The sequence below is a fragment of the Streptomyces sp. NPDC047706 genome (assembly GCF_043204795.1).
Lineage (GTDB): Bacteria > Actinomycetota > Actinomycetes > Streptomycetales > Streptomycetaceae > Streptomyces.
Map to the genome: position 1 here is coordinate 1 of NZ_JBIDCW010000067.1, position 1,710 is coordinate 1,710.

Sequence of the window (1,710 nt, forward strand, 5' to 3'; positions counted from 1 at the left end):
AGCCCGGATCCACCGGCTGATGTTTCCGGGGTCCGATTTCTCGCCGAGGGCTGATGGTGGTGTGGGGCACGGGTTCGAGGGCGTGCAGCGTCCGCCGCGCTCGGGTCGCGGCCTGTCCGAGGTGTCTTTCGAGTCGGGGCTGGGGCGGTGGCGCCGGTGGCCGGTGCGGCCGTCAGGGTGCGGTGTCGGTGGAGGCCGTCAGGGTGTCGACGGCGAGTGGTGGACGGCTTCGAACAAGTCCTGGTAGGCGCCCTGCCAGGGCCAGTTGGCGGGCAGGTGGGCGGTCAGCTTGATCCTCGCGGTGCGGGCGAGTCGGGCGGGGACGTGGATCAGGTGGGCGCGGAGTGTGGCGGTGGTGGCCTTGGCGTGGAAGGCCGAGGCCAGGGCGCCGGCGGCCCGCAGCAGGTTGTGCGACATGGCCCACAGGGTCAGCCAGGCGGCGTTCGCCTGGAAGTTTCCTGAGGGCAGGTGGGCGAGCGCGGAGGACTTTCCGTCCGCGATCGCCTGTTCCACGACAGCGTGTTGCCGGTGGTGCAGTTCGGCCTGGAGCATGCCGAAGGGGCTGTTGGTGAAGACGGGGTGGTAGCGCCAGGAGTCGAACAACTCGCCCTGCCCGGTGGCTGCTTGTGGGTTCAGGCGTCGCACCCGGCGCACGATCAGACGGGCGGTGACCTGCTCGGCCTTCTTGCGTCCGGTGAACGCGGTGTACTCGGTCTCGGCGACCTCGGCGTCGGAGACCATCTCGCCGGTGTCGGGATCCACGAACGCGTCGGGGTAGCGGATCGGGACCCAGGCGTCCTCGGTGATGCGGCCGATGGCGGCGGCGATGGAGGGGTTCATGCCCGTGGTCAGGGAGAAGTGGGCACCGGACCTGTGGCAGGCGACGGCCACATCGGCGGTGTAGAACTTGCTGTCCGCCCGCACCATCCGGATTCCGGTTCCGCCCGCGTCCTTCGCGATGGCCAGGGCCTCACGCACGAAGCTTTTCGCGCCGCGGACATCGGCGGCCTTGCCGCGGCGCAGGCGGACCGCACCGATCACCGGCCGGGCGAGCGGGGTGGACAAGGCGGCCACGATCGGGTGCAGGGTGCGCTGCCCCTTCAGGCGCCCGTGCTCGGCGCCTTGCTTGGCCCGTCCGTAGACCCGGCGGTGGGTGGGGTCGATATCGATGAACATCAGCTGCCCGGCGCCGGGCAGCAGCGGGGTGCGGGTCGCGAGGCGGGCCAGGAAGTCGCGGTGCACTCGGTGGAGTTGCCGGTTGTGGCCGTGGGTGAAGGAGCGCAGGAAGGTGCCCAGCGTGGACGGGGCGCGTATGTCGGCGAAGGCCCGGTCCATCGCGCCGTGCCGCAGCCGGTCGGCGTCATCGATGGAGTCGGCCCCCGAGCACATCGCGCCCAGCAGCGACATCACCTTGGCTGCTGGATGGGCGCCGCCGCTGTTGTCGGCCGCCTCGATGCGGACCTGGGCGGCCAGAGCGGGCAGGCCGACCCGTTCGGCGAGCGAGACCAGCGGAAGCAGTCCCGCATCCGCGATCAGATTCGGCTCGTCGAAGAGTGCGGAGACATGGACGGCGGCATGGGAAGATTGCATCTCGGAAGAGCCTTGTCATCGTGCGTGCTGGAAGCTTCAAGAACTCCCATCATCGCAGGTCACAAGGCTCTTCCTCGTTCCCGAAGAAGTTGTCCACAGACGTCAGCCGGTGGATCCGGG

At 69.8% G+C, this 1,710-nt stretch carries 1 protein-coding gene; it reads right to left on the reverse strand.

All coding sequences use genetic code 11. The annotated features are described in order from the left end of the window. Positions 1–198: 198 nt before the first annotated feature. Positions 199–1,590, reverse strand: coding sequence for an IS1380 family transposase (locus tag ACGF8A_RS34530; protein ID WP_393114795.1), 1,392 nt, complete (start codon positions 1,588–1,590; stop codon positions 199–201). Positions 1,591–1,710: the final 120 nt, after the last annotated feature.